The 24903-nt window shown below is 57.2% G+C and carries 27 protein-coding genes; 20 read left to right on the top strand and 7 right to left on the bottom strand.

The genetic code is table 11. The features are described 5' to 3' along the window. The first annotated feature begins 18 nt into the window (after positions 1–18). The 10 genes from CPAR_RS05975 (at position 19) to CPAR_RS05930 (ending at position 8823) form a co-directional block, all read left to right on the top strand. Positions 19–1041, top strand: a complete 1023-nt coding sequence (locus tag CPAR_RS05975; protein ID WP_012502416.1) for a FecCD family ABC transporter permease — start codon at positions 19–21, stop codon at positions 1039–1041. Further along, positions 1025–2314, top strand: a complete 1290-nt coding sequence (locus CPAR_RS05970) for an ABC transporter ATP-binding protein (RefSeq protein ID WP_012502415.1) — start codon at positions 1025–1027, stop codon at positions 2312–2314. Before CPAR_RS05975 ends, CPAR_RS05970 begins: the two co-directional genes overlap by 17 nt. Beyond that, positions 2315–3106 carry a cobamide remodeling phosphodiesterase CbiR gene (gene cbiR / locus CPAR_RS05965; protein ID WP_012502414.1) on the top strand — a complete coding sequence of 264 codons (792 nt, stop codon included), beginning with the start codon at positions 2315–2317 and terminating at the stop codon, positions 3104–3106. It abuts the gene before it with no gap. Between the two features lie 40 nt (positions 3107–3146). Further along, on the top strand, positions 3147–3677 hold the full coding sequence (cobU, locus tag CPAR_RS05960) for a bifunctional adenosylcobinamide kinase/adenosylcobinamide-phosphate guanylyltransferase (RefSeq protein ID WP_012502413.1): 531 nt from the start codon (positions 3147–3149) through the stop codon (positions 3675–3677). 83 nt (positions 3678–3760) lie between these two features. Next, positions 3761–4822, top strand: coding sequence for a nicotinate-nucleotide--dimethylbenzimidazole phosphoribosyltransferase (cobT, locus tag CPAR_RS05955; protein WP_012502412.1), 1062 nt, complete (start codon positions 3761–3763; stop codon positions 4820–4822). Positions 4823–4827: 5 nt separating this feature from the next. Then, positions 4828–5715 carry an alpha/beta fold hydrolase gene (locus CPAR_RS05950; RefSeq protein WP_012502411.1) on the top strand — a complete coding sequence of 296 codons (888 nt, stop codon included), beginning with the start codon at positions 4828–4830 and terminating at the stop codon, positions 5713–5715. 1 nt (position 5716) lies between these two features. Continuing rightward, complete coding sequence (cobS, locus tag CPAR_RS05945; RefSeq protein WP_012502410.1) at positions 5717–6481, top strand: adenosylcobinamide-GDP ribazoletransferase; 765 nt, start codon at positions 5717–5719, stop codon at positions 6479–6481. A 104-nt stretch (positions 6482–6585) separates the two neighbouring features. Then, positions 6586–6993, top strand: a complete 408-nt coding sequence (locus CPAR_RS05940; RefSeq protein ID WP_012502409.1) for an OsmC family protein — start codon at positions 6586–6588, stop codon at positions 6991–6993. A gap of 188 nt (positions 6994–7181) precedes the next feature. Next, positions 7182–7643: a DUF134 domain-containing protein gene (locus tag CPAR_RS05935; RefSeq protein WP_012502408.1), complete on the top strand. Its 462-nt coding sequence runs from the start codon at positions 7182–7184 to the stop codon at positions 7641–7643. Continuing rightward, entirely contained in the window at positions 7633–8823 is a 1191-nt protein-coding gene (locus tag CPAR_RS05930) for an iron-containing alcohol dehydrogenase (RefSeq protein WP_012502407.1), read from the top strand. Before CPAR_RS05935 ends, CPAR_RS05930 begins: the two co-directional genes overlap by 11 nt. 173 nt (positions 8824–8996) lie before the next feature. Here CPAR_RS05930 and CPAR_RS05925 read toward each other — a convergent pair whose 3' ends face one another. Then, positions 8997–9467 carry an SET domain-containing protein gene (locus CPAR_RS05925; protein WP_012502406.1) on the bottom strand — a complete coding sequence of 157 codons (471 nt, stop codon included), beginning with the start codon at positions 9465–9467 and terminating at the stop codon, positions 8997–8999. Between the two features lie 149 nt (positions 9468–9616). Between CPAR_RS05925 and CPAR_RS05920 the strand changes: the two genes are divergently transcribed. After that, the gene (locus CPAR_RS05920) at positions 9617–10336 is read left to right on the top strand and encodes an ABC transporter ATP-binding protein (RefSeq protein ID WP_012502405.1); all 720 of its coding nucleotides are present in this window, start codon (positions 9617–9619) and stop codon (positions 10334–10336) included. Beyond that, entirely contained in the window at positions 10333–10980 is a 648-nt protein-coding gene (locus CPAR_RS10635; protein WP_156773386.1) for a hypothetical protein, read from the top strand. Before CPAR_RS05920 ends, CPAR_RS10635 begins: the two co-directional genes overlap by 4 nt. Before the next feature lie 280 nt (positions 10981–11260). Here CPAR_RS10635 and CPAR_RS05910 read toward each other — a convergent pair whose 3' ends face one another. Next, complete coding sequence (locus CPAR_RS05910) at positions 11261–11449, bottom strand: hypothetical protein (protein ID WP_012502402.1); 189 nt, start codon at positions 11447–11449, stop codon at positions 11261–11263. A gap of 365 nt (positions 11450–11814) precedes the next feature. Between CPAR_RS05910 and CPAR_RS05905 the strand changes: the two genes are divergently transcribed. The 3 genes from CPAR_RS05905 (at position 11815) to CPAR_RS05895 (ending at position 16801) form a co-directional block, all read left to right on the top strand. Further along, entirely contained in the window at positions 11815–14178 is a 2364-nt protein-coding gene (locus CPAR_RS05905; RefSeq protein WP_012502401.1) for an ABC transporter permease, read from the top strand. Between the two features lies 1 nt (position 14179). Beyond that, positions 14180–15349, top strand: coding sequence for an efflux RND transporter periplasmic adaptor subunit (locus CPAR_RS05900; RefSeq protein WP_012502400.1), 1170 nt, complete (start codon positions 14180–14182; stop codon positions 15347–15349). A 90-nt stretch (positions 15350–15439) separates the two neighbouring features. Continuing rightward, positions 15440–16801, top strand: a complete 1362-nt coding sequence (locus tag CPAR_RS05895; protein WP_012502399.1) for a BaiN/RdsA family NAD(P)/FAD-dependent oxidoreductase — start codon at positions 15440–15442, stop codon at positions 16799–16801. On the opposite strand, the gene CPAR_RS05890 is transcribed toward CPAR_RS05895, so the two are convergent. Beyond that, complete coding sequence (locus tag CPAR_RS05890; RefSeq protein WP_012502398.1) at positions 16798–17727, bottom strand: hypothetical protein; 930 nt, start codon at positions 17725–17727, stop codon at positions 16798–16800. The two genes, CPAR_RS05895 and CPAR_RS05890, sit on opposite strands and share 4 nt — an antisense overlap. Before the next feature lie 223 nt (positions 17728–17950). Further along, positions 17951–18418, bottom strand: a complete 468-nt coding sequence (locus CPAR_RS05885; RefSeq protein WP_012502397.1) for a DUF2141 domain-containing protein — start codon at positions 18416–18418, stop codon at positions 17951–17953. Positions 18419–18569: 151 nt separating this feature from the next. On the opposite strand from CPAR_RS05885, the gene CPAR_RS05880 reads away from it, so the two are divergent. Continuing rightward, positions 18570–18749: a hypothetical protein gene (locus CPAR_RS05880; protein ID WP_012502396.1), complete on the top strand. Its 180-nt coding sequence runs from the start codon at positions 18570–18572 to the stop codon at positions 18747–18749. 35 nt (positions 18750–18784) lie between these two features. On the opposite strand, the gene CPAR_RS10630 is transcribed toward CPAR_RS05880, so the two are convergent. After that, positions 18785–19462, bottom strand: a complete 678-nt coding sequence (locus tag CPAR_RS10630) for a hypothetical protein (RefSeq protein ID WP_012502395.1) — start codon at positions 19460–19462, stop codon at positions 18785–18787. Between the two features lie 237 nt (positions 19463–19699). On the opposite strand from CPAR_RS10630, the gene trxA reads away from it, so the two are divergent. Both trxA and CPAR_RS05865 read left to right on the top strand, forming a co-directional pair. Beyond that, positions 19700–20506, top strand: coding sequence for a thioredoxin (gene trxA / locus CPAR_RS05870; protein WP_012502394.1), 807 nt, complete (start codon positions 19700–19702; stop codon positions 20504–20506). A gap of 143 nt (positions 20507–20649) precedes the next feature. Continuing rightward, the gene (locus CPAR_RS05865; protein ID WP_012502393.1) at positions 20650–21228 is read left to right on the top strand and encodes a 5' nucleotidase, NT5C type; all 579 of its coding nucleotides are present in this window, start codon (positions 20650–20652) and stop codon (positions 21226–21228) included. 324 nt (positions 21229–21552) lie between these two features. On the opposite strand, the gene CPAR_RS05860 is transcribed toward CPAR_RS05865, so the two are convergent. Beyond that, on the bottom strand, positions 21553–22737 hold the full coding sequence (locus CPAR_RS05860; protein ID WP_012502392.1) for a class I SAM-dependent rRNA methyltransferase: 1185 nt from the start codon (positions 22735–22737) through the stop codon (positions 21553–21555). Positions 22738–22884: 147 nt separating this feature from the next. Here CPAR_RS05860 and CPAR_RS05855 point away from each other — a divergent pair, with 147 nt between their 5' ends. Beyond that, positions 22885–23739, top strand: coding sequence for a DUF4292 domain-containing protein (locus CPAR_RS05855; RefSeq protein ID WP_049755886.1), 855 nt, complete (start codon positions 22885–22887; stop codon positions 23737–23739). A gap of 88 nt (positions 23740–23827) precedes the next feature. Here the strand turns inward: CPAR_RS05855 and CPAR_RS05850 are convergent, their stop codons facing one another. Beyond that, positions 23828–24430, bottom strand: coding sequence for a superoxide dismutase (locus CPAR_RS05850; protein WP_012502390.1), 603 nt, complete (start codon positions 24428–24430; stop codon positions 23828–23830). Positions 24431–24581: 151 nt separating this feature from the next. Between CPAR_RS05850 and CPAR_RS05845 the strand changes: the two genes are divergently transcribed. After that, positions 24582–24899: a hypothetical protein gene (locus CPAR_RS05845; protein ID WP_012502389.1), complete on the top strand. Its 318-nt coding sequence runs from the start codon at positions 24582–24584 to the stop codon at positions 24897–24899. Positions 24900–24903 lie beyond the last annotated feature (4 nt).

Raw genomic sequence — 24903 nt, 5'->3', positions numbered from 1 at the left:
CTGACGCGCTCGAATAAAATGAAGGGCGGCGACGGCTGCCGCCCGATGATCGTTCAGGGTTCGCCGGTCAATCGCCGACGGGCGCTGCTGCTGGCGGCGGCCATTCCGGCGCTGCTCGGTCTGTCGCTTCTGCTTGGTCCGTCCGGCATCGGTCTGCCCGACACGTCGTCGATTTCGGGCCGCGCGATCATCGACCTGCGGCTCGGTCGCTTCGTGATGGGGATGCTGGTCGGTGCGGCGCTCTCGACCTCCGGCACGGTGTTCCAAGCGATTCTGCGCAACCCGCTGGCCGAGCCGTACGTGCTTGGCGTGAGCGGCGGCGCAGGGCTTGGCGCGGCGTTGAGCATCCTCGTTGGCGGCGGAATCCTCGGCGCGGCGGGGCTGCCGGTGACGGCGTTCTTTTTTGCCGTCGTCACGCTTTTCGCGGTCTACGCCATCGCGGGTCAGGGCGGCGGTATGCCGTCGGTTTACAGCCTGATCCTCTCAGGCGTGATCGTGAGCGCGATCTGTTCGAGCGTCATCATGTTTCTCGTCTCGACGGCCAATGTCGAGGGGATGCACACCGTGATGTGGTGGATGCTCGGCAACCTCCAGCCCTCCTCGTGGGGCGACCAGCTCATCGCGCTGCTCTTCATCGCGAGTGCGTCGGTGGCGCTGTGGCTGCTCGCACCGGCGCTGAACGTGCTGACGCTGGGCCGCGAAATGGCGCACTATCAGGGGCTGAACGCCGGGACGGTCACCGTTTCAAGCTTGCTGCTCGCCACGTTGCTGGCGGCCACGGCGGTCTCGATGGGCGGCATGATCGGCTTCGTGGGTCTCATCGTGCCGCACGTCATGCGGGCGATCTTCGGCCCCGACCACCGCTGGCTGGTGCCTGCCTCGGCCTTCGGCGGCGGGGCGTTTCTCGTGCTCTGCGACGCTTTGGCCCGCATCGTTATGGCTCCCATCGAAATTCCCGTTGGAGTGGTGACGGCGCTGGCGGGCGGCCCGTTTTTCCTCATTGTGCTCAGAAAAAGGATGAAGTATGCCTGGAATGACTGAGCTGGGAGCGCCCGCGCTCGCGTTCCGGGGCGTCACCGCCGGGTACAAGGGGCGCACGGTACTGCACGGCGTCGATTTCGGGATCGCCGAGGGTGAGTTCGTCTCGCTGATCGGCCCGAACGGCTCCGGCAAGAGCACCTTGCTCAAAACCGCCACCGGCTTGCTCAAGGCGTCAGAGGGCAAGGTCGAGGTGTTCGGGCGCGAGGTCTCGTCGCTCAAACCGCGTGAACGCGCCTCGCTCATCGGTGTGGTGCCGCAGAAGCTCGACTCGCCGATGGCCTTTACGGTGGGCGAAATCGTGATGCTGGGCCGGAATCTGCGCGGGCGCTGGACGGGGCTGGAGGGGCGAGACTACGACAGCGTCGAGAAGGCGATGATCTACACCAACGTGTTCGACATGAAGGAGCGCCGCTTCAACGAACTGAGCGCTGGGGAGCAGCAGCGCACGGCGCTCGCGATGGCTCTGGCGCAGGAGCCGCGCATCATCATGCTCGACGAATCGATCGCGCACCTCGACATCAACCACAGCCAGGAGGTGCTCCGCATCCTGATGAACATCAACCGCGAGGAGAAGATCACGGTGCTGCTCGTCAGCCACGACCTCAACCTTGCCGCGCAGGTTGCCGGGCGGCTGATGCTGGTGCAGCACGGGCGGCTGGTGAAGAACGGCTCGCCGGAGGAGGTGATGAAGTCCGACTTGCTGAGCCGCGTCTATGACTGTGAACTGCGCGTGCGGCGCGACCCCTTCAGCGGCAATCCGGTGGTGAGCGGCGCGCTCGATGAGCTGCTGCGGCGACCGGCAGTGCGCAAGCGGCTGCACGTCATATGCGGCGGTGGGTCGGGCATCGAGTTGTTCCGGCGGCTCTCCATCGAGGGCTTCGAGGTGACGTCCGGGGTGCTCAACCGGCTCGACTCCGACGCCGAAGCGGCCCGTGCGCTTGACATTCCGTGCGTGCTCGAACAGCCCTTCTCGGCGGTCGGAAGCGAGGCGTTCCGGCAGGCTGCCGCGATGGTGTCGCAAGCCGACGGCGTGGTGATCGGCCCGGTGCCCATCGGCCCCGGCAACCTCGTGAACCTCCGGCTCGCCGCCGAAGCGCTCGACGCGGGCAAGCCGGTCTGGATCGCCTCCGGCCTCGACAAGCGCGACTACACGCCCGGCAAGGAGGCCGCCGAAATGTCATCGAGGCTTCGCAATGCCGGAGCGACGGAGTGGAAAGGAATCCAGGAACTGACGGCTCTGCTCAATCGGGCGTGGCCGGAATCGCAACGTTAAATGAAGAAGTACCCGTTCAGACTCGGCACCTCGTCCTACATCATTCCGGACGACATTCTGCCCAACGTGCACTACCTGGCGGGCAAGGTGCAGGACATCGAGCTTGTGCTCTTCGAGTCTGACGAATTCAGCAACCTGCCGACGCCAGAGGTGATCGCAGAGCTTGTCGCGCTGGCCGCAGAGCACGACCTCACCTACTCGGTGCACCTGCCGCTCGACGTCTATCTTGGCAACGACGATCCAGGCGAGCGCGAGCGTTCGGTGGGCAAGTGCCACCGGATTATCGAGTTGACGCGCGAGCTGCCAAAGTCCGCTTTCGTGATGCACTTCGAGGCGGGCAAGGGGGTGGACATCAACGAATTTTCCGACGAAGAGCGTTTGCGTTTTGCCGGAAACCTCGCCGATTCAGCGAAGATGCTGCTCGACGGCTGCGGCGAATCGGCCTCGATGTTCTGCGCCGAAAACCTGAACTACCCCTTCGAGATCGTCTGGCCGGTCGTCGAAGAGTTCGACTTTTCGGTAACGCTTGACGTGGGCCATCTCGAATTCTACGGCTTCCCGACCGCCGACTATCTCCGCCGCTACCTGTCGCGTGCGCGAGTGCTGCACATGCACGGCACGACGGAAGGTCGTGACCATAACTCACTCGCGTACATGAATCCCAAAGCGCTTGATCTGGTGGTCGAAGCGCTGCGTAAGGCTGATGGCGAACCGAAGGTGTTCACGCTGGAGATTTTCTCGGAAGCGGATTTTCTGTCGTCAGTTGAAACACTTGAACGATTTTCATCATGATTCGAGCCGTCGCTGATTCATCAAACACAATTCAATCGCTATGCCTGAAGTGATCTACGTGACCGGCGGAGCGCGGAGCGGCAAGAGCAGTTATGCGCTGAGGCTTGCCGCTGCCTACGAACGCCGGGTGTTTCTTGCCACCGCCGAGGCGTTCGATGACGAGATGCAGCGTCGTATCGATAAGCACAAGGAGGAGCGTGAAGAGCGATTCACGACGGTGGAGGAGCCGGTGTATCTCGACAAGGCCTTGCGGGCGTTGCCCGAAGGTACTGAGGTGGTGCTGGTCGATTGCCTGACCGTGTGGCTGGGAAACATGATGCACTATCTCGGCGATGAGTCGGTGATCAATGAGCGCATCGATGCTCTGCTCGACGTGCTGAACGCTCCGCCGTGCGACATCATCTTCGTCTCCAACGAGGTCGGTATGGGCATCGTACCCGAAAACGCGATGGCTCGAGACTTCCGCGACCTTGCCGGAACGCTCAATCGCAAGGTGGCCGAACGCGCTACGCAGGCGTATCTACTGTGCAGCGGACTGCCTTTGGTTCTCAAACAATCAACCCCGGACTAAAGTCCGGGGCAACATGAATGTAAGATTATTGAATGTCCAGTGGGATGAATCCCGCCTGAATCTAAAACTGTAATTCAACTTCTATGACCGACCGTTTTCAGCAGCTTCTCGCTTCCATCAAGCCTGTCGATATGAACCTGACCTCCGCCGTCAAGGCGCATCTCGATGATCTGACCAAACCGCAGGGGAGCCTTGGGCGGCTCGAAGAGATCGCGATGAAATATTGTATCGCGACCGGCACAAGCAAGCCCTCGCTGTCGAAAAAGAAGGTGTTCTGCTTTGCGGGCGATCATGGCGTGGCAGCCGAGGGCGTGTCGGCGTTTCCTGCCGAGGTGACGCCGCAGATGGTGTACAACATGCTGGGCGGCGGGGCGGCTATCAACGTCTTGTCGCGCCATGCCGGGGCCGATCTTGAAGTTGTCGATATGGGGGTGAACCACGATTTCGCGGAGCATCCGATGCTGCGCCGATGCAAGGTGAAGCACGGTTCGGCGAACATGGCCGAAGGCCCGGCGATGAGTATCGATGAAACCTTGCAGGCGATCATGGCGGGTGCGGAGCTGGCCATTGAGGCGCGCGAGCAGGGTTACGAGTTGCTTGCCACCGGCGAGATGGGCATTGCCAACACGACGCCCGCGACGGCGCTCTACTCGGTGCTGCTCGACATGTCGGTGAATGCAATCACCGGGCGCGGCACGGGCATCGACGACGAGCGGCTCCATCACAAAATTGCGGTGATCGAAAAGGCGATCGAGGTCAATCGCGCCAATCTCGCCACGCCGCTCGAAGTGCTGGCGGCGCTGGGCGGTTTCGAGATTGCGGGCATCTGCGGTTTGATTCTCGGGGCGGCGTCGGTCGGGATGCCAGTGGTCGTCGATGGTTTCATCTCAAGCTCGGCGGCGGTGTGCGCCATCAAGCTCTCATGCAAGGTGAGCGACTACCTCTTTTTCAGCCACCTCTCCAATGAGCAGGGCCACCGCGCGGTGATGCAGAAGCTCGGTGCAAGGCCGATCCTCGATCTCGATTTGCGGCTCGGCGAGGGCACCGGTGCGGCGATGGCGATGCAGGTGATCGAGGCGTCGCTGAAAATCTACAACGAAATGGCTACCTTCAGTTCGGCAGGAGTTTCCGGCAAAAACGACTGAGTAACATGGACTCTTTTCTCGACATACAGCGGCAGCGCGCCGACAGTGAAAGCAAGTTTATTGACTGCAACGGTTTCAGGGTGCACTACAAGCTCTACGGCAGTGGCAAGCCGCCTTACGTCGTGCTGCTGCACGGCAGCTTTCTGAGCATGCGCTCGTGGTACGACGTGACAAAGCCGCTCTCTGAAGGGGCGACGGTGCTGATTTTCGATCGCCCTGCATTCGGGTTGACCTCGCGCTCGCTGCCGAAGCGCAACAACGAGGTGCGTTACAGTCCGGAGGCGCAGAGCGATCTCGTCGTGGCGTTGATGGACAAGCTCGGTTTCGACCGCGCGGTGCTGGTGGGCAACTCCACTGGCGGCACGCTGGCGCTGCTCACCGCCATGCGCCATCCGAAGCGCGTGCAGGGCCTTGTGCTCGTCGGCGCGATGATCTACAGCGGCTACGCCAACAGCGAGGTGCCGTCGTTCGTAAAGCCCTTCATGAAGGCGATGCGGCCGGTCTTTTCACGCCTGATGAAACTGCTCATCGCGAAGTTGTATGACAAAAACACCAGGGGATTCTGGCACGTCAAGTCGCGCCTTTCGGACGAGACGCTTGCCGCTTTCAGAAATGACTTTATGGTTGGCGACTGGTCGCGTGGTTTCTGGGAGCTGTTTCTCGAAACGCACCGACTCCATTTCGACAAGCGCGTGCCTTCGGTCGCGACGCCGTCGCTCGTGGTGACCGGTGAGCACGACCTGACAGTCAAAACCGAGGAGAGCTTCCGGTTGGCCAAGGAGCTGCCGGGTGCGGAGTTGCTTGTCATCCCCGATTGCGCTCATCTTCCGCAGGAGGAGCAGCCTGCCGCGTTCGCTGCCGGGGTGAAGCAATTTGTCGAAAAGCTCGCCTGAGATGCTGAGCGGACTCGTGACGGCGCTCCGGACGCTGACCGTGCTGCCGGTGCCGGGGCGTGACGCCGAGCGGTTCAGTTCGTCGCTCTACTGGTTTCCGGTGGTTGGGCTCGTCATCGGCGGCATCGTCGTGCTGTTTGCCCGCGCCGGAATGGGCGCCGGATGGCCGGAGCTGGCCGCCGTGCTCGCGCTGCTGGGCGGGTTCATCCTCACTCGCGGGCTGCATGCCGACGGGCTGGCTGATCTCGCCGACGGCTTTTTTGGTGGGCGAAACCGCGAGGCGGCGTTGCGAATCATGAAAGACCCCAACGTCGGTTCGTTCGGCTCGCTGGCGCTCATCGGAGTAATGCTCTTCAAGTGGATTTGTCTGCTTGAACTGGCCCGCGCCGGAGCGTACGGCATGATCGCCGCCGGAGTCGTCCTGTCGCGCACGGCGCAGGTGCTGCTTGCCGCGAGGATGCCTTACGCCCGCAGTGAGGGCGGTACGGCTACGGCGTTTGTCGAGGATGCGGGCTGGCCGCACCTGCTCGTCGCCTCGGTCTCCGGCGTCGTGTTGCTTTTCGTGCTGCTCGACTGGCAGGTCGTCCCATCGTCGATCCTGCTCTTTGGCTCGGTTGTCGCCCTGTTCTTCGTCGGCTGGTTGAGTCACCGCAAGATCGGCGGCATCACGGGCGACGTGCTCGGTGCGTGCAGCGAGCTGGTGGAGATTGCCGTGTGGTTCGTGGCGGCGCTGTGGCTCAAAGGTCTTTTTTCGGCGATAGCGTAGTGCCCGTTTGCACTCGGTGATTTTTTCAGCACGTTGCTAATCAATTGCTATATCGTTATACTTGGACACGGAATTTTAACTTCAAGCTAAAGACATTTCCATCTATGGCCAGTGATTTGATCGTGACGTTCGGCGGCGGTAAAAAGGTTAACGCCGAATTCAGAGGATTTACCATCAAGACCGACCAGTCCGTTCACGGCGGTGGCGAGGGTTCTGCCCCCGAGCCTTTTGCCCTGTTTCTCGCTTCAATCGGCACCTGCGCAGGCATCTACGTCTATTCGTTTTGCCAGAGCCGCGAGATTCCGACCGACGGCATAAAAATCGTGCAGAGTCACGAGCCTAAAGCGGGTGGGCGCGGTATCGGCAAGATTACCCTGACCATCGAGGTTCCGCCGACCTTCCCGGAAAAGTACAAGGATGCGGTTATCAACGCAGCCAACCTCTGCGCGGTCAAGAAGCACATCATGGAACCCCCGGCTTTCGAGGTGAAAACCGAAGTGGTCGAGGGCTGAAGGATATTTCATACCAAGGTGGTGCTACCCGGCTTGAAAGCCGGGGCAACATGAAATGTAAGAGGTCTGAATGTCCGCGGGGCTGAAACCCAGCTGAATATTCTCGAACCGCTTATTACACTTGAAAGGCTGTCCCGGTGTGTCGTCACTGCGACGGCCTTCCTGCTTTAAACGATACCGGCTGATCTATGAAAAACCAGCGCGCGGGCAGACCGGTCAGCTGCCGTTCTGTCGAAGATGTTCCCAAAGTGACCTGCTTTCTCCCCGAAGGGGTGCGCCCGGAGCGCCAGCAGAATGTGGTGCTGACGCTCGATGAGGTCGAGTCCCTGCGGCTTGCGGACCTTGATGGGCTGTACCACGCCGATGCGGCTGAAAAGATGAAGGTCTCCCGCCAGACCTTTGGGCGCATCATCAAATCCGCCCGGAAAAAGGTTGCCGACGCCTTGGTGGGCGGCAAGACTATCTGCATCGAGGGTGGTAACATCGACCAGCCTTGTCCGAACGAAGCGGCGGAGGGGGAGGCGGCTTGCGTCTGTCTGCACTGCGGCCACCGCCAGCCTTGGGTGCAGGGCATTCCGTGCCGGACGGCGCGTTGCCCGCAGTGCGGTAAACTGTTGATTCGTCAGGGGAGGTACAGCAATGTCGAGTGAGCAAAACCTCGATTTTTCCATTCTGCCGTTGCCGCGCATCCATTTCGGCGCGGGCAAGCTTTCTTGCCTGCCTTCATCCGTTTCGGCATACGGCCGCACTCTGTTGCTGGTGACTGGCCGGAGCACGCTTCGGCGCTCCGAAGCGGCTTCGGGGTTGCTGGAAGAGTTTCATCGCTCTGGGATCGAGGTCGAACTTCTGGAGGTCGCGGGCGAGCCGTCGCCTGAACTGATCGACCATGCCGTGGAGCTTGGGCGCAAGCGCCCGTTCGATGCGGTTGCGGCAATCGGCGGTGGCAGTGTGCTCGATGCGGGCAAGGCGATTTCGGGCATGCTGCTCCAGCACCATTCGGTCGAGCGTTTCATCGAAGGACGTCCGGGCGTATTGCTGCACGACGGACGCAAAGTGCCGTTTATCGCTGTGCCGACCACCTCGGGCACCGGCAGCGAAGTGACGAACAACTCGGTCATCAGCCGCGTCGGGCCGGGTGGCTTCAAGCGCTCGCTGCGCCATCCGGCATTCGTGCCCGATGTGGCGATTATCGATCCGGAGCTGATGGTGAGCCTGCCGCGCGAGGTGACGGTTTCGACCGGCATGGACGCCTTCACCCAGTTGCTCGAAGCCTACCTCTCGCCTTTCGCCAGCGCCTACACCGACGCGCTCTGTTGCAGTGGCCTGGAGCACTTCGCCCGCTCGTTCGAGGCTGCCAGCGGCGACGGCGCGGCTTCGGTTGCTGTGCGCGCCGACATGGCCTACGCAGCGCTGATGTCGGGCATCGCGCTGGCCAACGCGGGTCTAGGCATCGTGCACGGCTTCGCCTCGTCGGTCGGCGGCCTGTTCGACATCCCTCACGGCACGCTCTGCGCCACGCTGCTCGCCGAAGCCACCCGCGAGAACATTCGCCAGCTTCAGGCAAAAGGGGAGCCTTCAGTCGGCCTGTCCAAATTTGCCAACGCGGCCAGAATTCTCACCGGCAAATCATTTTCGAGCGAAGCCGAAGCGTGCGAGCAACTTGTCGCAAAGCTCGAAGCGTGGCAGGAGCAGTTCGCGTTTCCGCGTCTCGGCGAGTTCGGGATGAGCGAGGAAGATTTCGAGGAGATCATCGCCACAACGCGAAGCAAGAGTAACGCAGCTCCGCTTGATGCAGCTGCGATGCGGCGGATTCTCGCAGCGAGGGTTTGATTAGTTGATAATGGATAGTTGACAGTTGATAGTTTGGGAAGAGCAAAGTCCGAACCCCGAAAGGTGTTTTTGTGGCCTTCCTTGATTCGTTGCGCTCAAAAATTCAATTTCCCATAGTCAACTGTCAACTGTCAACTGTCAACTGTCAACTGTCAACTGTCAACTGTCAACTGTCAAAAATCTGCCTTTTCGCCTCTTGAACTCCACCATTCGTCGCCGTAGTTGTAGTACATCTCTTCGCCTTCGCTGATGTTGCGCAGGGCGTAGAGCACCAGCTCGGTGCCGGTTGGGGTGTCTTCGCGGTAGTAGGCGACGTTGGGGGTCGAGGAGTGGTTGAACATCATGCCGTAGCCCATGGCCACGAGTCTGCGGGTTTCGTCGCTGCCGTAAAAGACGTAGTTGTAGAGTTCGCCGCCGATGTCTTTTTCGTTCACTTCAAGCGCCGGGCAGCGCTCGATGATGTCGCCTTCGTTGATCGCTTTGAGCGCAAATGCGCCGCGTCCGGCGACCGTCGATGGACCGATGCGCACGCTGCCGCGGCAGATTCCGTCCTGCTTTTTGCGGAGAACGTTGACGGCAACCGCGCCCGCAGCCGCCCCGGCGGCGAAGATGATGGTCGCTATAAAAAAGAGAAGTGGTGTCATGCGATTCCGGCTGTCGATGGAAAAGCTGAAAATACAAATCTCGCGGCTGAATCCATCGAGCGGATGCCGGAGCATTCAGGAATGTTTTCTCCGGCGGAGTGGTTCGATTCGGAGAGGTTTTTTTTAACCATGTCTGAAGGTTTGTGCCGATGATCGATCAAGCGCATCAATCCGTTCTTACCGTCGATGGGGTGTCGAAAAGTTACCTGATGGGTGAGGTGACCGTCAAGGCTCTGCACGACATTTCGCTCGATTTCGGGGCAGGCCAGCTCGTGGTGCTGCTCGGCGCGTCGGGCAGCGGGAAATCGACGCTGCTCAACATTGTCGGCGGCCTCGACGTGCCCGATACCGGCAAAGTCACCTTCCGGGGCAAGGACATCAACGCTTCGGGCGAGGAGGGCTTGACCGCCTACCGCCGCCGCTCCATCGGCTTCGTCTTCCAGTTTTACAACCTCATCTCAAGCCTCTCGGCGCTCGAAAACGTGCAGCTCGTGACCGAGCTCGTCGAAAATCCCATGCCGCCAGACGAAGCGTTGCGCCTCGTCGGCCTTGGCGACCGCATTAACCATTTCCCATCCCAGCTTTCCGGTGGCGAGCAGCAGCGCGTCGCCATCGCCCGCGCGGTCGCCAAACGCCCGGAACTGCTGCTCTGCGACGAACCCACCGGCGCGCTCGACTACACTACTGGCAAGCTCGTGCTGGAAGTGATTGAAAAAGTCAACCGCGAACTCGGCACCACCACGCTCGTCATCACGCACAATGTTTCCATCGCGGGCATGGCAGACCGGGTTATTACGTTGCGAAGTGGGGAGGTGATTGAGGATCGGCGGAATGAAGAGAAGATTTCGCCTTCGGAGTTGTCGTGGTGATGAAGGGGATTCTTTCAGGTATATTATCAGGGCATAACTCAAGAATCAGGCGTGTTATAGGTAAACCATATAATCAATTTTCGCAAAGGGTTAGTATTGTGCTAATGGATATTTATATCGACCATAACGTATGGGACTTTCTGTTTGATCGTCAGATTGACCTTATGAAAGAGCTTGCCACGAGTGAATTCGCATTGCACCTGACTCGTGAGGCTGAGTTTGAAATTCCACCTACACCAGATCATAAGCGTCGATATATTGAGCAGACTATTGCAACGTGTAATATTGATGTTCGTCCGTACTTTGGTTTTTATGATGAGCAACATAGCTCATCAGATCAACGAGTTGGCGGCTGGGGTGTTGGCTATTGGGCAAGCGAAGAAGAAATGAAATTCATTGATTCCCAACAATCAAGGTTAGGCGCAAATAAGAAAAGAAAAACGAGATTATTCAAGAATGAGGCAGATATATCGTTGGCAGCACGCTCGTTGCAATCGGTTGTTCTAACACTGGATAAGAAAGCGGGGCCGCTCCAAGATGCATACCGCCAAGGGGGAAAGGTCGTTTATTTGACTGATTTCGATAACAGTGGTCTTTCATTAAAAGATTTTATTATGTCAGCGCTGAAAGGGACAAATAGCTAGTCAGGCATTGAACGGAATGGCGTTTCCGCGTCACCTTTGGCACTACTCCAAAGCCTCCTGTTAACTGAGTATTAGCCAACATGAAACCAGACGATAAACTCTGCAAGCTCGACAAGAAGGAGATCGAGGAAAATATGCCTGCTATCGTAGAAGCAGTTTCAAAGCCTAGGTACATTTGCCAGAAATGTGCGAGGGTGTCGAAAAAGAAGAAGAATCTTTGCAAGCCGAAGAAGTTGCCTTCGCGCTAATGGGCTTTTTTGCCTATCTCTTCAATCCTGCCTTACTGATATTTCCTGAAATCATACTGTGCAGCCAGCCTCTTTTTCTCTTCCTGCGGGAGCGAGGTGAAGTAGGCTTTCCAGCCGGGGCAGAAGTTGATGTGCCAGCGCCAGAATCGGCCGACGAGTGAGCTTGGATTCTGGTCGTATTTGGCGCGCAGTTTGCAGTTTTTGCAGGGTGCATCAGCCATGAGTTTCTCCTGTTTGTAATCAGTTCGATTTGATTATTTGCCTGCCTGTTCAATCATCCTTTCAATCCTGAATGTAAAGATTTTCCAATTCCAGCCGTCGGGTCTGTCATCAATATCAAGATAAAAATGACGAAGAGTCGTCATCGCGAGTCCCGACCTGTCGGGGCGTGGCGATCCATTTTTGCCTTCGCTGATTGCGGCATGGATTGCCGCGTCGCTTTGCTCCTCGCAATGACGGTGATGCTGGACTGTTATGGCGACAACACTATGCTGATACGTAACAGCCGGTAAAACGGTTTTTTGTGGTTCGGTGTTGATACCTTGTAGATGTACGCTGATACGAGAATCTCCACACGCAATTGTCCATGAAAGAGCTCAACCGGAAACTTCTGCGCGATCTTCTGCACATGAAGGGGCAGATGCTGGCGGTGACGGCAGTGGTGCTGTGCGGGATTGCGGTGTTTGTGTCGATGACCAATGTGAAGTACTCGCTGGAGGTGTCGCGCTCCGATTATTACAGCCGCTACCGGTTTGCCGATCTGTTCATGCAGTGCAAGCGTGCGCCGGAGTTTTTGCGCGGCAAGGTGAGCCGCATTCCGGGCGTGGCGACGGTGAGCACGCGCATCCAGACCGATGTGACCGTGGATGTTCCGGGGCTCGATGAACCGGCGACCGCGCACCTGGTGTCGCTTCCCGACCGGGGCGAGCCGTCGCTGAACGGCGTGTACATTTCATCGGGGCGCATGCCCGATCCGTCCCGCCCGGAGGAGGTGGTGGTGAGCAAACCGTTCATGAAGGCGAACCGCCTTCAGCCGGGCGACCACATTGGCGTGGTGATCAACGGGCGCTGGAAGCGGTTGCAGATCGTGGGCGTCGGGTTGTCGCCGGAGTATATTTACGAGGTGCAGCCGGGCGCGTTTTTCCCGGATAACCGCCGATTCGGGGTGTTCTGGATGAACCGCAAGGCGCTTGAGTCGGCGCTTGACATGAGCGGCGCGTTCAACGATATGGCGTTGACTCTGGCGCACGGAGCTTCGGAAAAAGAGGTGATCCGTCAGCTCGACAGGATCTTCGCCCGCTACGGTTCGCTCGGGGCTTACGGGCGTGACCAGCAGCTTTCCGACCGCTTTATCTCCGATGAAATCCGCATTCTCGGCATCGAAATTACCGTTTTGCCGACCATTTTTCTGGCGGTCGCGATCTTCCTTCTGAACATCGTCCTGCGGCGGCTGGTGAGCACGCAGCGAGAGCAGATCGCCGTGCTCAAGGCGATGGGGTACAGCAACGAGGATATCGGCCTGCACGTGCTCGGGTTTGCGCTTGTGCCGACGGTTGCGGGCGTGATGCTCGGTACGGGAGGCGGTGCGTGGCTGGGTACGCAGTTGCTGCAACTGTACGGCGACGTCTATAATTTTCCCAGGCTGATCTATGATTTCCGGATGGAGAACGCCTTGGCCGCGGTGCTGCTGAGCTTCGGTGCGGCGGTTGGCGGAGCGCTCGATGCGGCTCGCAAGGCCGTGAATCTCCCTCCAGCCGAGGCAATGCGTCCCGAGTCGCCAGCGATCTACAAGCCGGGCATTCTCGACAATCCGCAAATCGCCCGCCGGTTTTCGACGCCGGTGCGAATCATCGTGCGCAATATCGAGCGCCATCCGTTCAAATCGCTTCTGTCTGTGACCATGATCGCGCTCTCCATCGCCATTCTGGTGGTGAGCCGCTACACCTTCGACTCGGTCAAGCGCATGAGCGAGGTGGAGTTCGGCTCGCGTCATCGGGAGGATGTGACCGTGATTTTCAACGAGGCCATGCCGCCTTCGACCGCGTTCAGCTTCGCGTCGATGAAGGGGGTGCTCGATGCGGAATATTATCGCGAGGAGCCGGTTCGGCTGCGGTTCGGTTCCCATTCGCGGCGGCAAACGCTGAAAGGCTTGCAGAAAACCGACGGTTTGCAGCGCCTGACCGACAGCAATGACCGGCTGCAGAATCTCCCCGCCCGTGGTTTGCTTTTGACGACCACGCTGGCCGACCTGCTCGACGTCAAGGCGGGTGATGTGCTACAGGTCGAGTTTTTGCAGGGGGAGCGCCGTTCGGTGGAGGTGCCGGTGGCAGGAACCATCGACGAACTTCTCGGTCTTTCAGCGTATCTTCGCATCGATGAGCTGAATCGCCTCGCCGGAGATGGCGGCGCGCTGAGCGCAGCATTGCTGAAGCTCGACGGTTCGAAGCGCATCGCGTTGTACGAGCGCTTCAAGCAGACGCCGGGGATTGCCGGTGTCATGATGCTTCAGGCCATGAAAAAGAGCTTCGACGAGATGATCGCCAAAAGCATGAACACCTCGACCTTCATCCTGACAGCGTTCGCCTGCGTGCTGGCGTTCGCGATGATCTACAACGGTGCGCGCATCACCTTGTCGGAGCGGGTGCGTGAGCTGTCGAGCCTTCGCGTGCTCGGCATGACCAAGCGGGAGATCGCCGTGATCCTCCTCGGCGAGCAGGCAGTTTTCTGCATCGCGGCCATTCCGCTCGGCTTTGCGATTGGCGTCGTGCTTTCGGTTCTGCTGGCGAAAGCGTTGAGTTCGGAACTGTACCGGATGCCGCTTGTTTTTACGCCGGTCAACTTTCTTTTTGCCTTTGCCGTTATGGTTACGGTTGCTATCGTTACGGGTCTGATTGTGGGTCGCAGAATCCATACGCTCGACCTGATCGCCGTTTTGAAAACAAGGGAGTGAGATGAAACCATTGAGCAGAACCCAGCGCATTGTCGCCATTTCATCGGTCGTAGTCATCGCCCTGCTCGCGCTGGTGCTTCGGCCAGCACCGTTGCCGGTCGATGCCGGAAAGGTGAGCTACGGGCCGCTCGACGTGACGCTTGAAGACGAGGGATACACCAGGGTGATCGACCGCTTTGCCATCGCCGCACCGGTGACCGGCAAGCTGCTGCGGATCGGGCTGGTGGAGGGCGACAGTGTCCGGTCCGGCATGACGGTGGCCTCGATTTTGCCGCCTGATCAGAATACGCGGGAATACCGCGAAGCGGCGGCAATGGCCGGTTCGGCATCAGCTTCCGTGGCCGAAGCCCAGGCGCGGCAGCGGCAGATTTCGGTGCAGCTTGCCCAGGCACGTCTGAAAGCGGAGCGTTACGACCGCCTCTATCAGGAGGGCGCGGTGTCGAAGGAGAGCCACGAGCTTGCTCGGGAGGATGCCTCGGTACTTGAAAAAGAGGCGCGTGCAGCGCAAGAGGCGGTGCGTGCAGCGCGCTTGCAGGCTGTCGCCGCCGAGGCGCGCATCGACCGGAAAATCGCCACGAAGGCGGTCGAGGTACGTTCCCCGGTGACGGGCCGGGTGTTGCGCATTCCCGACAAGAGCGAGCGATTCGTGACGGCCGGTACGCCGCTGGTCGAGATCGGTAATCCGGAGCAGCTTGAGGTTGTCATTGATGTGCTCTCTTCGGACGCCGTCAGTGTGAAGCCCGGTGATCCGGTTGCTATCGACGACTGGGGCGGCAAGGGGACGCTCAAGGCCTCCGTGACGCGCATCGAACCGGCAGCGTTCACCAAGACCTCCGCGCTCGGAATCGAGGAAAAGCGGGTGAACATCATTGCCACGCTCGACCAGCCGGAACCGCTTCTCGGCGACAATTTCCGCGTTCAGGCCAGCATCGTCACCTGGAGTGCCGAACGGGTGCTCAGGGTGCCGGTCAGTGCGCTTTTCAGGAGCGGCCAGCAGTGGGAAGTGTTCGTCATCGACGGCAGACGGGCTAAAACTCGCAAGGTGAGCATCGGCCAGCGCGGCATCGATGACGCCGAAGTACTCGACGGTCTCCGCGATGGCGAGCGCGTGGTGATGCATCCGCCGAACGAGTTGCAGGACGGCATGAGGGTGACAACCAGCAGCGAGTAGTGTAGGGGCACAGTCCCTTGCGGCGGCCCTTTTTGATAACAGCTTTTCATCCGACGGATCTGTTGGATTCTTTAAAAAATCGAGTTAGTAGTGCAGAAGAACGGAATTGAGCGTGTGCTGCTCATCGTCGGGGCGGGGGCTTCGGGGATGCTTGCGGCGATTTCGGCGCGGAAACAGGCAAGAGCGCTTGGTATCGCTGACAAGCAGTTTCGCATCATTCTGTTTGAGCGCAATCCGAAGCCGGGCAACAAAATCGCTATTTCGGGGGGGGGACACTGCAACCTTACCCATGCTGGCGATGTTCGGCATCTGCTCGAAACCGGTTTCTTCGACAAAAAGGAGCAGCGTTTCCTGCGTCACGCGGTGCACCGTTTTTCCAATGCCGATCTTCTTGAGCTGTTCGGCAGGTATGGTCTCAAAACGATGGCGCGTGAGAACGGTCGGGTTTTTCCTGAATCGGGTCGCGCCGCCGAGGTGCTGGAGCTCATGCAGCGAATGCTTCGCGACAGCGCGGCGGAGATCGTAACCGGCGCACGAATCGATCGTCTCGACTGTGACGACCGCGGCTGCATTGTCTGCGCTGGAGATCGGTGCTTCGAAGGCGATACGGTGATTCTGGCGGCTGGCGGCTCCTCATGGGGCTCGTCGGGCACCACCGGTGACGGGGTCAGGCTGGCGGCTTCCGCCGGGCAGACCGTCGTTCGTGTGCTGCCCGCGCTCGCACCGCTCTGGTTCAACGCACCGCCGCGACGTGAGCTGGTAGGGATTTCGCTGCGTAACGTGGCGCTTGTTGCCGAGTCGGACGGCGCGAGTGATGTGCGCCGCGGCGATGTGCTTGTCAGCCATCGGGGCGTTTCCGGCCCGGCGTGCCTCTCGCTGTCGCGCTCCGTGGCTTCCATGATGGCGTCAGGTGCTCAGGTCAGGATTGCAATCGATCTCTTTCCCGGTCACAACGAACAGGCGCTCTCCTCGTTTTTGCTCGACCAGGCTTCTCGCCATGGTAGCCGTCTTTTGCGTACCGTGCTCCAACGGATGCCGGTCGCTCCTGAAAAGCTTGGTGAGTCGGAGAACGAGAATGGGGAGGTGCAGACCATTCCAAATGCTTTTGCCAACGAAATTATGCGCTTGGCGAAAATCGATGAGACGGTGACGATGAGCGTGCTCGGAAAGCAGCAGCGCCAGCGTATCGTCTCATTGCTGAAGCGTTTGCCGCTCGGTACGGTGCGCAAGGTGCCGCTTGAACAGGCCGAAGTCTCAGCTGGAGGGGTTGCGCTTGGCGAAATCGATCCCAAAACGATGCGCTCGAAGCTTAACTCTCGCCTCTACTGCTGCGGTGAGCTGCTCGACTACGCGGGCGAGGTGGGTGGTTTCAACCTGCAAGCAGCATTTTCAACAGGCTGGGTGGCCGGTCTGGAAGCCACCCAGGCATTGTTCGGAACCGAACCCGCTTAGCCCGCGCAGGAGTATGCTGGGTCGCCTTTGCGGTCGTAAGGCCTAACTTCGATTTTGCACTGCTGGAGATTGAACGACTCCTGTCGGTCTTCGAACACTATTCTTCCCTCGCTGAACCTTACTTTCATCGGTACCACGATTTTGCGCTCGACGCCGCAGGTGTTGTCCTTCAGGCTGGGGGCGAAGCGGTGTGCGTTGCCAAGCTGATCGGTTACGGTGATCTCTTCTGCGATGGTTTTGAGTGCCATAACGGTGCCTTCCGGGCTGAACTGGAGCGAATTGAGGTCGCCATGCACACCCTGCGGATCGTTGTCATAAGCGGTCATGGTGCCAATGGGCGTTTCGACCTGTACCACGCCTGCCGGTTCGAGCGAGCGGATCGCGCCGTCCTCGTAGAATGCAATACCCGTGCGAACCCTGATCTGACCTGCCGGCGTCATCAGCGTCAGGAACTCGCCCGGCCACAGGGTCAGGCTCTTTAGAGCGCCGCTTTCGTAAAACTGGATGGCGATGAACTTGGCGCGAAGGCTGCCGATCGGCGATTCGACGGTCATCTCTTCAGCCAGTTCAAACTCGTTTTTGGCCGTCCAGAAGCCACTGAGCTTGCCATCGAGCGGGAAAACCCGCTTGACACTGCCCGATTCGTAAAAGGTGACCAGCTCGGCAGGAATGCCTCCGACCGGCGTGCGAAGAAGGGTTTGGGTCTGTAGCGCTACCGATTTGATGGCGCCGTTCTTATAGAAATAAAAAGGTTTAAGCTGGCGGCGCCCCATGTCTTCTGCCTCGTACTGCGGAATCAGCTCTCCGTAGGGTGTGCTGAGCACATTCTCCTCCTGGACAAGGCAGCCGTCGGTTTTGCCATTCGAATAGAGTGTTCTGAATTCGACGCCTTTGAGCTCGCCATATTTGGTGTTGAAAGAGGTCATAATTAGTCCTTTTTTGTGCCGTGGAAATGTGCCTTTCTTGTATTGTTATATGCAATTACTGTGCCAGCGAAGAATGCTTTTGTTCTAAACTATTGAAGCGTAGGCGTTTGGCGATTTTTCTACTGTTCGCCTCCAATAATCTTAATTCATGGATAAGGCTACATTTCTGTAGGTGTGCTTGAAAAATCTACATTTTCGATGTTTTTGGCCGGTGCCGAGCTCCTCACTTTTTCTCTTCGGGGTTGCGGAGGTACTTCATGTTGATGTTCAGGGTTATTTTCTGCTGGGCAAGGTCAAACTGGGAGTCCGAAAACGAAGGTGGGCCCATTTTCAGCTTCGGATTGTTTGATGTGCCAAACCCCTCTTTCGGAATGCCGAGGAACGCCTTGTCCATTTTGCCGTTGCCATTCTCATCGTGCAGTACACTGACCGCGTAGGTGCCGTAAGGAACGTTCTTGAAAAGCACGATGCACTGCTTTCCGGCTGGAACGCTTTTGCCCTTGATGGCCCTTTCGCTTTTATCGGGGAATCCCTTTTTGGTGTTGAACAGCGCGACGCCGACCGTGCCGTCGGAACTGCGGATATTGTCGATGCAAACCTCGATGATGCCTGCGGAGTCAGGATTCTGTTCAGCGCCTGCGGGAGCCGAGAGGGCGAAAATCAGCAACAGGAGCAATGCAATTTTTTTCATCGTTCAGTAACGTAGTGTTCAGGAGAAAGACTTTGGATGTATAACCGCCGCGCCGGCTCTGGAGTTTATTCTTCAGGAGCGGACGTTACCATTCGGTACATTGACAAGAAAGGATTTTGTTTTGAAACTGCTCAATAAAAAAGGAGATGAGATGTCAGTTGAATCCACACTTCAGCTTGCCGCCGATGCTCTCGAGGATGTTCGCAAACGCCTTGAACGGGCAAGGGCCGATGCGGATGACGATTATGAAATCCGTCAGGCGATGCAGCATCTCGACGATGCTTCAGAGTATGTCAGAAAAGCTGTGAAGGAGATCAGGCAGCAGGGCTGAACGTGCATGGTCAGCCCTGCTGAAGAGGTGTGTGATCAGAAGCTGTAAGCCACGCCGACGGAAACAACCGGGTAGTACTGGAGGTATTCCAGGTCCTTTTTAAGATCGGCGGTCTCTTTTTCAAGGCTGTCATCGAATCCGGGAATGAGCGACGTATCTTTCGTTGGCTCAAGCGTGACATTCGGTTTGCCCTGGAACAAAACTCCGATATCAACGGTGACTTTCACAGGGCTGCCCTTGCTGAGAGCGTTTCCCCAGCCAATTCCCAGATACGGGGATGCTTTCCTGAAATCGATCTTACCGTTTACATCACCGATGCTCAGAATCTCGTATTTTATCCCGCCGATGTCAAGCATTAACCCTTCGGGCTGAGCGACGCCGGTCACTTTGCTGTTATTGATGAAGATGCCGGAGGTAACCTTGAACCCGTTGTCAAATGGATAATAGTCGAGTAACAGCGGGACCGACCTGAGTTTGACCGTGTAGTCGTACTCTGTTTCGCTCTCTATGCCGGAGCCATCGTAGCTGAAGAAGTTCAGGCCGCTTCGGAAATTAAGTCTGGAGAGCAGGCCGACTGTTACCTCGCCTCCTATGCCGGCACTTCCGCCTCTGAGGCCGATGGCAACGTTTTTTGCTTTTGCTGAAGCAGGAGCGATCAGGCTGATGGCCAGTATCGCCGAAAGAAGTGTTTTGCTGAAAAGTTTTTTTTGCATGCCCGTTGATGTTTTGATAACCATTGATGAAGGGGTGGTTATATATGCGGGCGTAATTAAAGATAAAATCCGGGCAATGCCAAAAGTAAAGTTAAGCCTGTAAACGCTTGCGGTTTTTTTGTCTCATCGGTTTCCCGTAAGCTCAGGGAGCCGTTATTTTTATTTCTACAGGTGACTCTCTATTTTATTTGCCATTTTTACGTCTTTTCTGAACGCTCAACGATAAACTACTGACCAATGCAAAGCCGTGCCCCTTTTGATTTTCAGAACGATGTCATTGAACAAAGTAATTTTATTCCGGTGCTGGTCGATTTCTGGGCTCCTTGGTGCGGGCCTTGCCAAAGCCTTGCTCCGGTGCTTGAAAGCCTTGCCGAGCGCCATGTAGATAAATGGAAGCTTGTCAAGGTCAATACCGAGGAGTTGCCCGACATTGCGTCCCGATATGGTGTGAGAGGCATTCCCAATGTGAAGCTTTTTTCACACGGCGAGGTGATCGACGAGTTTACCGGTGCGCTTCCCGAATATCAGATCGAGCAGTGGCTCAAAAAGGCGCTGCCAAGCCAGTGGGCCGAACAGGTGCAGCGCGCTTCCGCAGAAATGGCTGATGGCAATGAGGCAGGCGCCGTTACCTTGCTCGAAGAGGTGCTTGCCAATGAGCCCGACAACAGCAAGGCTGCGGCGATGCTGATTCGCCTGATTCTGTTCTCGCGTCCCGACGAAGCGCTGCGTCTTGCTGAGCCGCTTGAGGGAGAGCCGGAGTATGCCGATCTCAGCGAAGCTGCGCGAACTCTTGGAACACTTCTGGTACGACCGCCCGGAGAACTTCCGGATGGTGACTCGAAAGATGCTTACGGTTCGGCCATCGAAAGCCTGAGAGCGGGAGAGCTTGACAGCGCTCTCGACCGTTTTATCGGCGTGCTGAGGGAGGATCGTTACTACGACGATGACGGTTCGCGCAAAGCCTGCATCGCTATTTTCCGCCTGCTTGGCGAGGAGCACGATATCACGATGAAGTATCGCCGAACCTTCGACCGCGCATTCTGAGTTTGATTGATCAGGGCGGTTTACGAACCGCTCTGATGGCGGGAGTAAGCATCCTGCATCATTTCTCTGTTGCCTTTTCTGTATCTGAAGTTCTAGCAGTTTTCTCTGCAGAAATGTTTCGATAACCAGAATTACGTCAACTTATGCCGGAGCAACGAAATATTGTCATCGGTGTCGATCTTGATGGTGTGTGCGCCGATTTTTACGGGCGCATGCGCCAGATTGCCGCCGAGTGGTTCGAGCGGCCAATTGGCGAGCTGCCTGCCGAAGTTTCATACGGCTTGTCGGAATGGGGGATCCGGAACAAGAGCGATTATGACAGTCTGCACCGTTTTGCCGTGACGCAGCGAGAGCTGTTCAGCAGCATGGAGATGATTCCAGGCGCCCGCAAATACCTCCGCATGCTCTCCGACGAGGGGTATCGCATCCGCATTATCACGCACCGGTTGTTCATTCACTACTTCCATGCCACTGCCGTTCAGCAGACGGTCAACTGGCTCGACAGCCACGGAATTCCTTATTGGGACCTCTGCTTCATGAAGGAGAAATCACAAGTAGGAGCGGATATCTATGTGGAGGATACGCCTGAAAATGTCATGAGCCTTCGTGAAAAAGGGCTGTATACCATCTGTTTCGGCAACAGCACCAATCGGCACGTGGATGCGCCCAGAGCCGAGTCCTGGCAGGAGGTGTACGAGATGGTTCGGTCGTACCTCGCGTAATTTAAGGGGCTTTGTAGCGGCAGGCACAAAAAAAGCAGCATGACGTACCCCTATACATCATGCTGCACATGTAAACTATGTTAATCAACGGGCGTCAATTATATAGTTTACTCGCCTTTAATATAGGTGGGAAAAGATTATTCGCAAAACAGAATTGTCGAAAATTTTGCGATTTCTTCATATTTGTAGAACGTGATGCCGTAGTATTGTGGCAAGAAGTGCGGGTTATGTCGTAAAGTGCTGCGTTTTCTCCGGAGCCTGAGCCTCTCGTCACCTGATCTATATCGGGTGACGAGCATGAACAGTCAGCTCAACTTTTCGGGATTACAGGTTCGTTACGTAAAAGCAGGCGAACTTGAGGTAGCTGGTTTCGGGCATGGAGAGCAGTATCGGGTGATCCGGCGGCTGCGCATTGCGGGAGATGAGTCTGAGGTGCTTGCCTGCGTGTAGTGCCCCGAGCTGGACAGCGGCCAGAAAATCCTCTTCGGAAACGTGGTGTGAGCATGAGGCTGTGGCCAGAAATCCTTCATTTTTGACGAGCTGAAGACCAAGGCGGTTAAGCTTGGTATACGCTTTCAGGGCGGTCGGAACGGTTTTGCGGCTCTTCGTGAAGCTTGGCGGGTCGAGAATCACCAGATCGTACGAGCGGTTTTCCTGCCTGAGTCGGCCAAGCGTTGCAAATGCGTCATCCGCCACGATCGAGAACTTCTCCAGGCCATTCATGCGGGCGTTCTGCTCGGCGCGTTGAAGTGCATCCTGCGATATATCGACCATCGTCGTTGATCGCGCTCCGGCGTGCATGGCATTGAGCGCAAAGCCTCCGTCGTTGGTATAGACGTCGAGTACGTCGGCATCCGCGGCGTATTTCCGGATGTGGCGGCGGTTTTCGCGCTGGTCGAGGAAAAAGCCCGTCTTCTGTCCTTCGAGAATGTTGACCCGGTAGCTGATGCCATCGTCATTGATGACCTGCCAGGCATCGTTTTCATCACCCAAAAGCATCTCTTTGTAGAGCGGCAAGCCTTCGAGTTCCCTGAGTGGCGATTCGTTGCGCAGCACAATCGCTTTTGGGTCGAACAGCTCTCGCAGTACTTCGGTGATGATCGGCAGGTGGTTTTCCATACCAGCCGAAAAGGATTGCAGGACGAAAGCTTTGTCAAACCGGTCAATCACCAGGCCCGGCAAGCCGTCCGACTCCCCGTGCACCAGCCGCCAGGCGTTGGTTTCGCTTTCCGGATAGATTTTTTCGCGCAGTTTGAGCGCTTCTCGGATTTTATTGCGGAAAAATTCCCGATCAGGCTGGGTTTCGTCTCTGGTCAGCAGGCGGAAAGCGATCAGCGAGTGCGGATTGAAAAAGCCGGTGCCGAGTAGCCGCCCGTCGTTAGTGAAGAGCTGGACGGTTTCTCCAGCAGCGATGTCACGCGGCACCTCTTTGAGTTCGTTGCTGAAAACCCACAGGTGGCCGCCAAGCAGCCGCCGATGCTCTTTCGGTTTGAGGTAAAGTGCGTGCATGGATCGAAAACTCCGGAAGACGTGTTTTGATAGAGACAGGATTTGATTAAAATAACATTTCATAACAATCCACCTCATGCGGGAACTGACATTCCCGGCAAGCCGGGTGGTCTGTCAGAATGAGATGAAAAGGCAAGGGAGATGGTGATGAAGAGAGTTATTCGAGCGATGTTTTTTATGGTTCTGCTGATTGCGGCTGGTTGCTCCCAGATGCGCACCGTTTCCCGGTTGCCATCGGCGCCGGGTGAGTCGGTGACGCTGACGCCTGAACTTGAAAGGCTCTACCGCCAGGTTGCATCCCACACCAGCAAGGTTGAGGCGCTTGACGGCTATGCCGATCTTTATCTTACGACGCCGAAGCGCAAGGCCAAGGCGTACTGTAATGTTCAGCTTCGCAAATCGCAGGATGCCCGCCTCATCGTGAGTGCCGGCATTCTCGGCTGGCCTGTTGCCGACCTCTGGATCCGTCCCGATTCGCTGTTCGTCAACGATATGCTGAACAACAGAATGCTGGTTGGCCGCAACAGCGGAGAGAATCTCGGCAAGATTATCGGTCTTAGAAGCAGTTTCGGCAAGCTGACCGAAACGCTGTTTGGTGTTCCTGATATGACCGAGCCGGTCAGTGCGATCGAATCGGTCAGAATGGTAGGGGATCTGGTATGCTACAAGGTTCGCTCAAGCAGTGGCGCCAAGGAGCTGTTTGTCGATGCGATGTCGAAAGAGCTGAATGGGATTACCTATTTCGATCTTTACGGCCGCAAGACTGCCGAGTTCCGGTTTGCCGATTATCAGATGAAGCAGCAGGGTTCGTCAGAGCTGATGGTGCCCAGAGAGATCGATATGACGCTGTTTCCCGATGCTCCCCCTGATGGATCGAGAAGCCTGAAAGTGGTGTATGATGAACGGGTGATCAATCCGGAGCACTTTTCCATCCGGTTCAAGAAACCTTCTAAAGCCCGTACGGTCAATCTGGATGAAGTCGAGCAGTTGCCCTGGTTGTGATGGCCGATGGTAACCGTATTCAACGCGACCCAAACGACAAAAGGCCCCTTTTCGGAGGCCTTTTGTGATCTGAATTGACGGTCAAGGCTTATTTTGCAGCCTTGTAGTTTTCGTTGACGAACTCCCAGTTGAGGAGGTTGTCGATGACCGCAGCTACATGATCGGGACGGCGGTTCTGGTAATCGAGGTAGTAAGCGTGTTCCCAGACGTCGATGCAGAGCAGGGGAGTCTGGCCGCTGGTCATGGGGTTCTGAGCGTTACCGGTTTTAACCACCTTGAGCGTGCCATTGTCGAGTACCAGCCAAGCCCATCCGCTGCCGAACTGGGTTGCAGCGGCGGTTTTCAGCTCTTCCTTGAATTTCTCCACGCTGCCGAAATCTTCGACGATTTTTGCAGCTACGTCGCCGGTCGGCTCGCCGCCGCCATTCGGGCTGAGGCAGTTCCAGTAAAAGCTGTGGTTCCAAGCCTGTGCGCCATTGTTGAAAACGCCTACCTTTGAAGCGTCATCAGCCGTTTTGAGGATAACCTCTTCAAGACTCATTGAGTCAAACGGCGTACCTTCGACAAGGCCATTATAATTTTTGACGTAGGCTGCATGGTGCTTGCCATAGTGAAAACCAATGGTGTTGGCCGAAATATGCGGTTCAAGAGCATTGTCGGCGTACGGGAGTGCAGGTTGCTGATATGCCATAGGAGTATTTGATTTTTATGGTTGAGCAGACTACGTTAAGAAGTAACCCATTAACCGGCCTTCTGACCTTTTTAGTTTCAGGGGGCGGAAAATAAATCAGTCCAGTTGCACCAGACTTTTTTTTCTAACAGCGCGAAGGTTGATTGCTGCCATGCGGTCGTTGCCGATTTTTGTTGCGTTCACGGTCGTGCTCAGCGGCTGTGGTTTGCAGCAAGAGAAAGCGCTCGATGCCAACGATCTTCGTTTCGCCGATTTTTACGGTGATTATCTTGCCCGTTCAGGCGTGACCCCAAAAGGCAAGGCTGCGCCGTATACCGATCTCACTCCGGCCGAACTCGATACGCTGTTCGCGCGGCACGGTCTTGATCAGAAGACCTTCGATGCCAAGCTGCAGGCTTATGCACAGAACCCCCGACTTTGGCGCAAAGTGCTCGAACGGGTACAGAAAGATCTTCACCACAAACAGTAGCAGA

The organism is Chlorobaculum parvum NCIB 8327, from assembly GCF_000020505.1.
Taxonomy (GTDB): Bacteria; Bacteroidota; Chlorobiia; order Chlorobiales; family Chlorobiaceae; genus Chlorobaculum; species Chlorobaculum parvum_A.
Note: the sequence above shows the minus strand (reverse complement) of the source record. Positions and strands in the feature narration are given on the sequence as shown.

Coding starts and splice junctions, on each gene's coding strand:
- CPAR_RS05920 (WP_012502405.1), top strand. CDS start 9,617: ATGATCGATCAAGCGCATCAATCCGTTCTTACCGTCGATGGGGTGTCG.
- cobU (WP_012502413.1), top strand. CDS start 3,147: ATGCCTGAAGTGATCTACGTGACCGGCGGAGCGCGGAGCGGCAAGAGC.
- CPAR_RS05885 (WP_012502397.1), bottom strand. CDS start 18,418: ATGAAAAAAATTGCATTGCTCCTGTTGCTGATTTTCGCCCTCTCGGCT.
- CPAR_RS05950 (WP_012502411.1), top strand. CDS start 4,828: ATGGACTCTTTTCTCGACATACAGCGGCAGCGCGCCGACAGTGAAAGC.
- CPAR_RS05860 (WP_012502392.1), bottom strand. CDS start 22,737: ATGCACGCACTTTACCTCAAACCGAAAGAGCATCGGCGGCTGCTTGGC.
- CPAR_RS05975 (WP_012502416.1), top strand. CDS start 19: ATGAAGGGCGGCGACGGCTGCCGCCCGATGATCGTTCAGGGTTCGCCG.
- CPAR_RS05900 (WP_012502400.1), top strand. CDS start 14,180: ATGAAACCATTGAGCAGAACCCAGCGCATTGTCGCCATTTCATCGGTC.
- cobS (WP_012502410.1), top strand. CDS start 5,717: ATGCTGAGCGGACTCGTGACGGCGCTCCGGACGCTGACCGTGCTGCCG.
- CPAR_RS05890 (WP_012502398.1), bottom strand. CDS start 17,727: ATGACCTCTTTCAACACCAAATATGGCGAGCTCAAAGGCGTCGAATTC.
- CPAR_RS05940 (WP_012502409.1), top strand. CDS start 6,586: ATGGCCAGTGATTTGATCGTGACGTTCGGCGGCGGTAAAAAGGTTAAC.
- CPAR_RS05930 (WP_012502407.1), top strand. CDS start 7,633: ATGTCGAGTGAGCAAAACCTCGATTTTTCCATTCTGCCGTTGCCGCGC.
- CPAR_RS05880 (WP_012502396.1), top strand. CDS start 18,570: ATGTCAGTTGAATCCACACTTCAGCTTGCCGCCGATGCTCTCGAGGAT.
- CPAR_RS05910 (WP_012502402.1), bottom strand. CDS start 11,449: ATGGCTGATGCACCCTGCAAAAACTGCAAACTGCGCGCCAAATACGAC.
- CPAR_RS05905 (WP_012502401.1), top strand. CDS start 11,815: ATGAAAGAGCTCAACCGGAAACTTCTGCGCGATCTTCTGCACATGAAG.
- CPAR_RS05935 (WP_012502408.1), top strand. CDS start 7,182: ATGAAAAACCAGCGCGCGGGCAGACCGGTCAGCTGCCGTTCTGTCGAA.
- CPAR_RS05850 (WP_012502390.1), bottom strand. CDS start 24,430: ATGGCATATCAGCAACCTGCACTCCCGTACGCCGACAATGCTCTTGAA.
- CPAR_RS05970 (WP_012502415.1), top strand. CDS start 1,025: ATGCCTGGAATGACTGAGCTGGGAGCGCCCGCGCTCGCGTTCCGGGGC.
- CPAR_RS05865 (WP_012502393.1), top strand. CDS start 20,650: ATGCCGGAGCAACGAAATATTGTCATCGGTGTCGATCTTGATGGTGTG.
- cbiR (WP_012502414.1), top strand. CDS start 2,315: ATGAAGAAGTACCCGTTCAGACTCGGCACCTCGTCCTACATCATTCCG.
- trxA (WP_012502394.1), top strand. CDS start 19,700: ATGCAAAGCCGTGCCCCTTTTGATTTTCAGAACGATGTCATTGAACAA.
- CPAR_RS05925 (WP_012502406.1), bottom strand. CDS start 9,467: ATGACACCACTTCTCTTTTTTATAGCGACCATCATCTTCGCCGCCGGG.
- CPAR_RS05845 (WP_012502389.1), top strand. CDS start 24,582: ATGCGGTCGTTGCCGATTTTTGTTGCGTTCACGGTCGTGCTCAGCGGC.
- cobT (WP_012502412.1), top strand. CDS start 3,761: ATGACCGACCGTTTTCAGCAGCTTCTCGCTTCCATCAAGCCTGTCGAT.
- CPAR_RS10630 (WP_012502395.1), bottom strand. CDS start 19,462: ATGCAAAAAAAACTTTTCAGCAAAACACTTCTTTCGGCGATACTGGCC.
- CPAR_RS05855 (WP_049755886.1), top strand. CDS start 22,885: ATGAAGAGAGTTATTCGAGCGATGTTTTTTATGGTTCTGCTGATTGCG.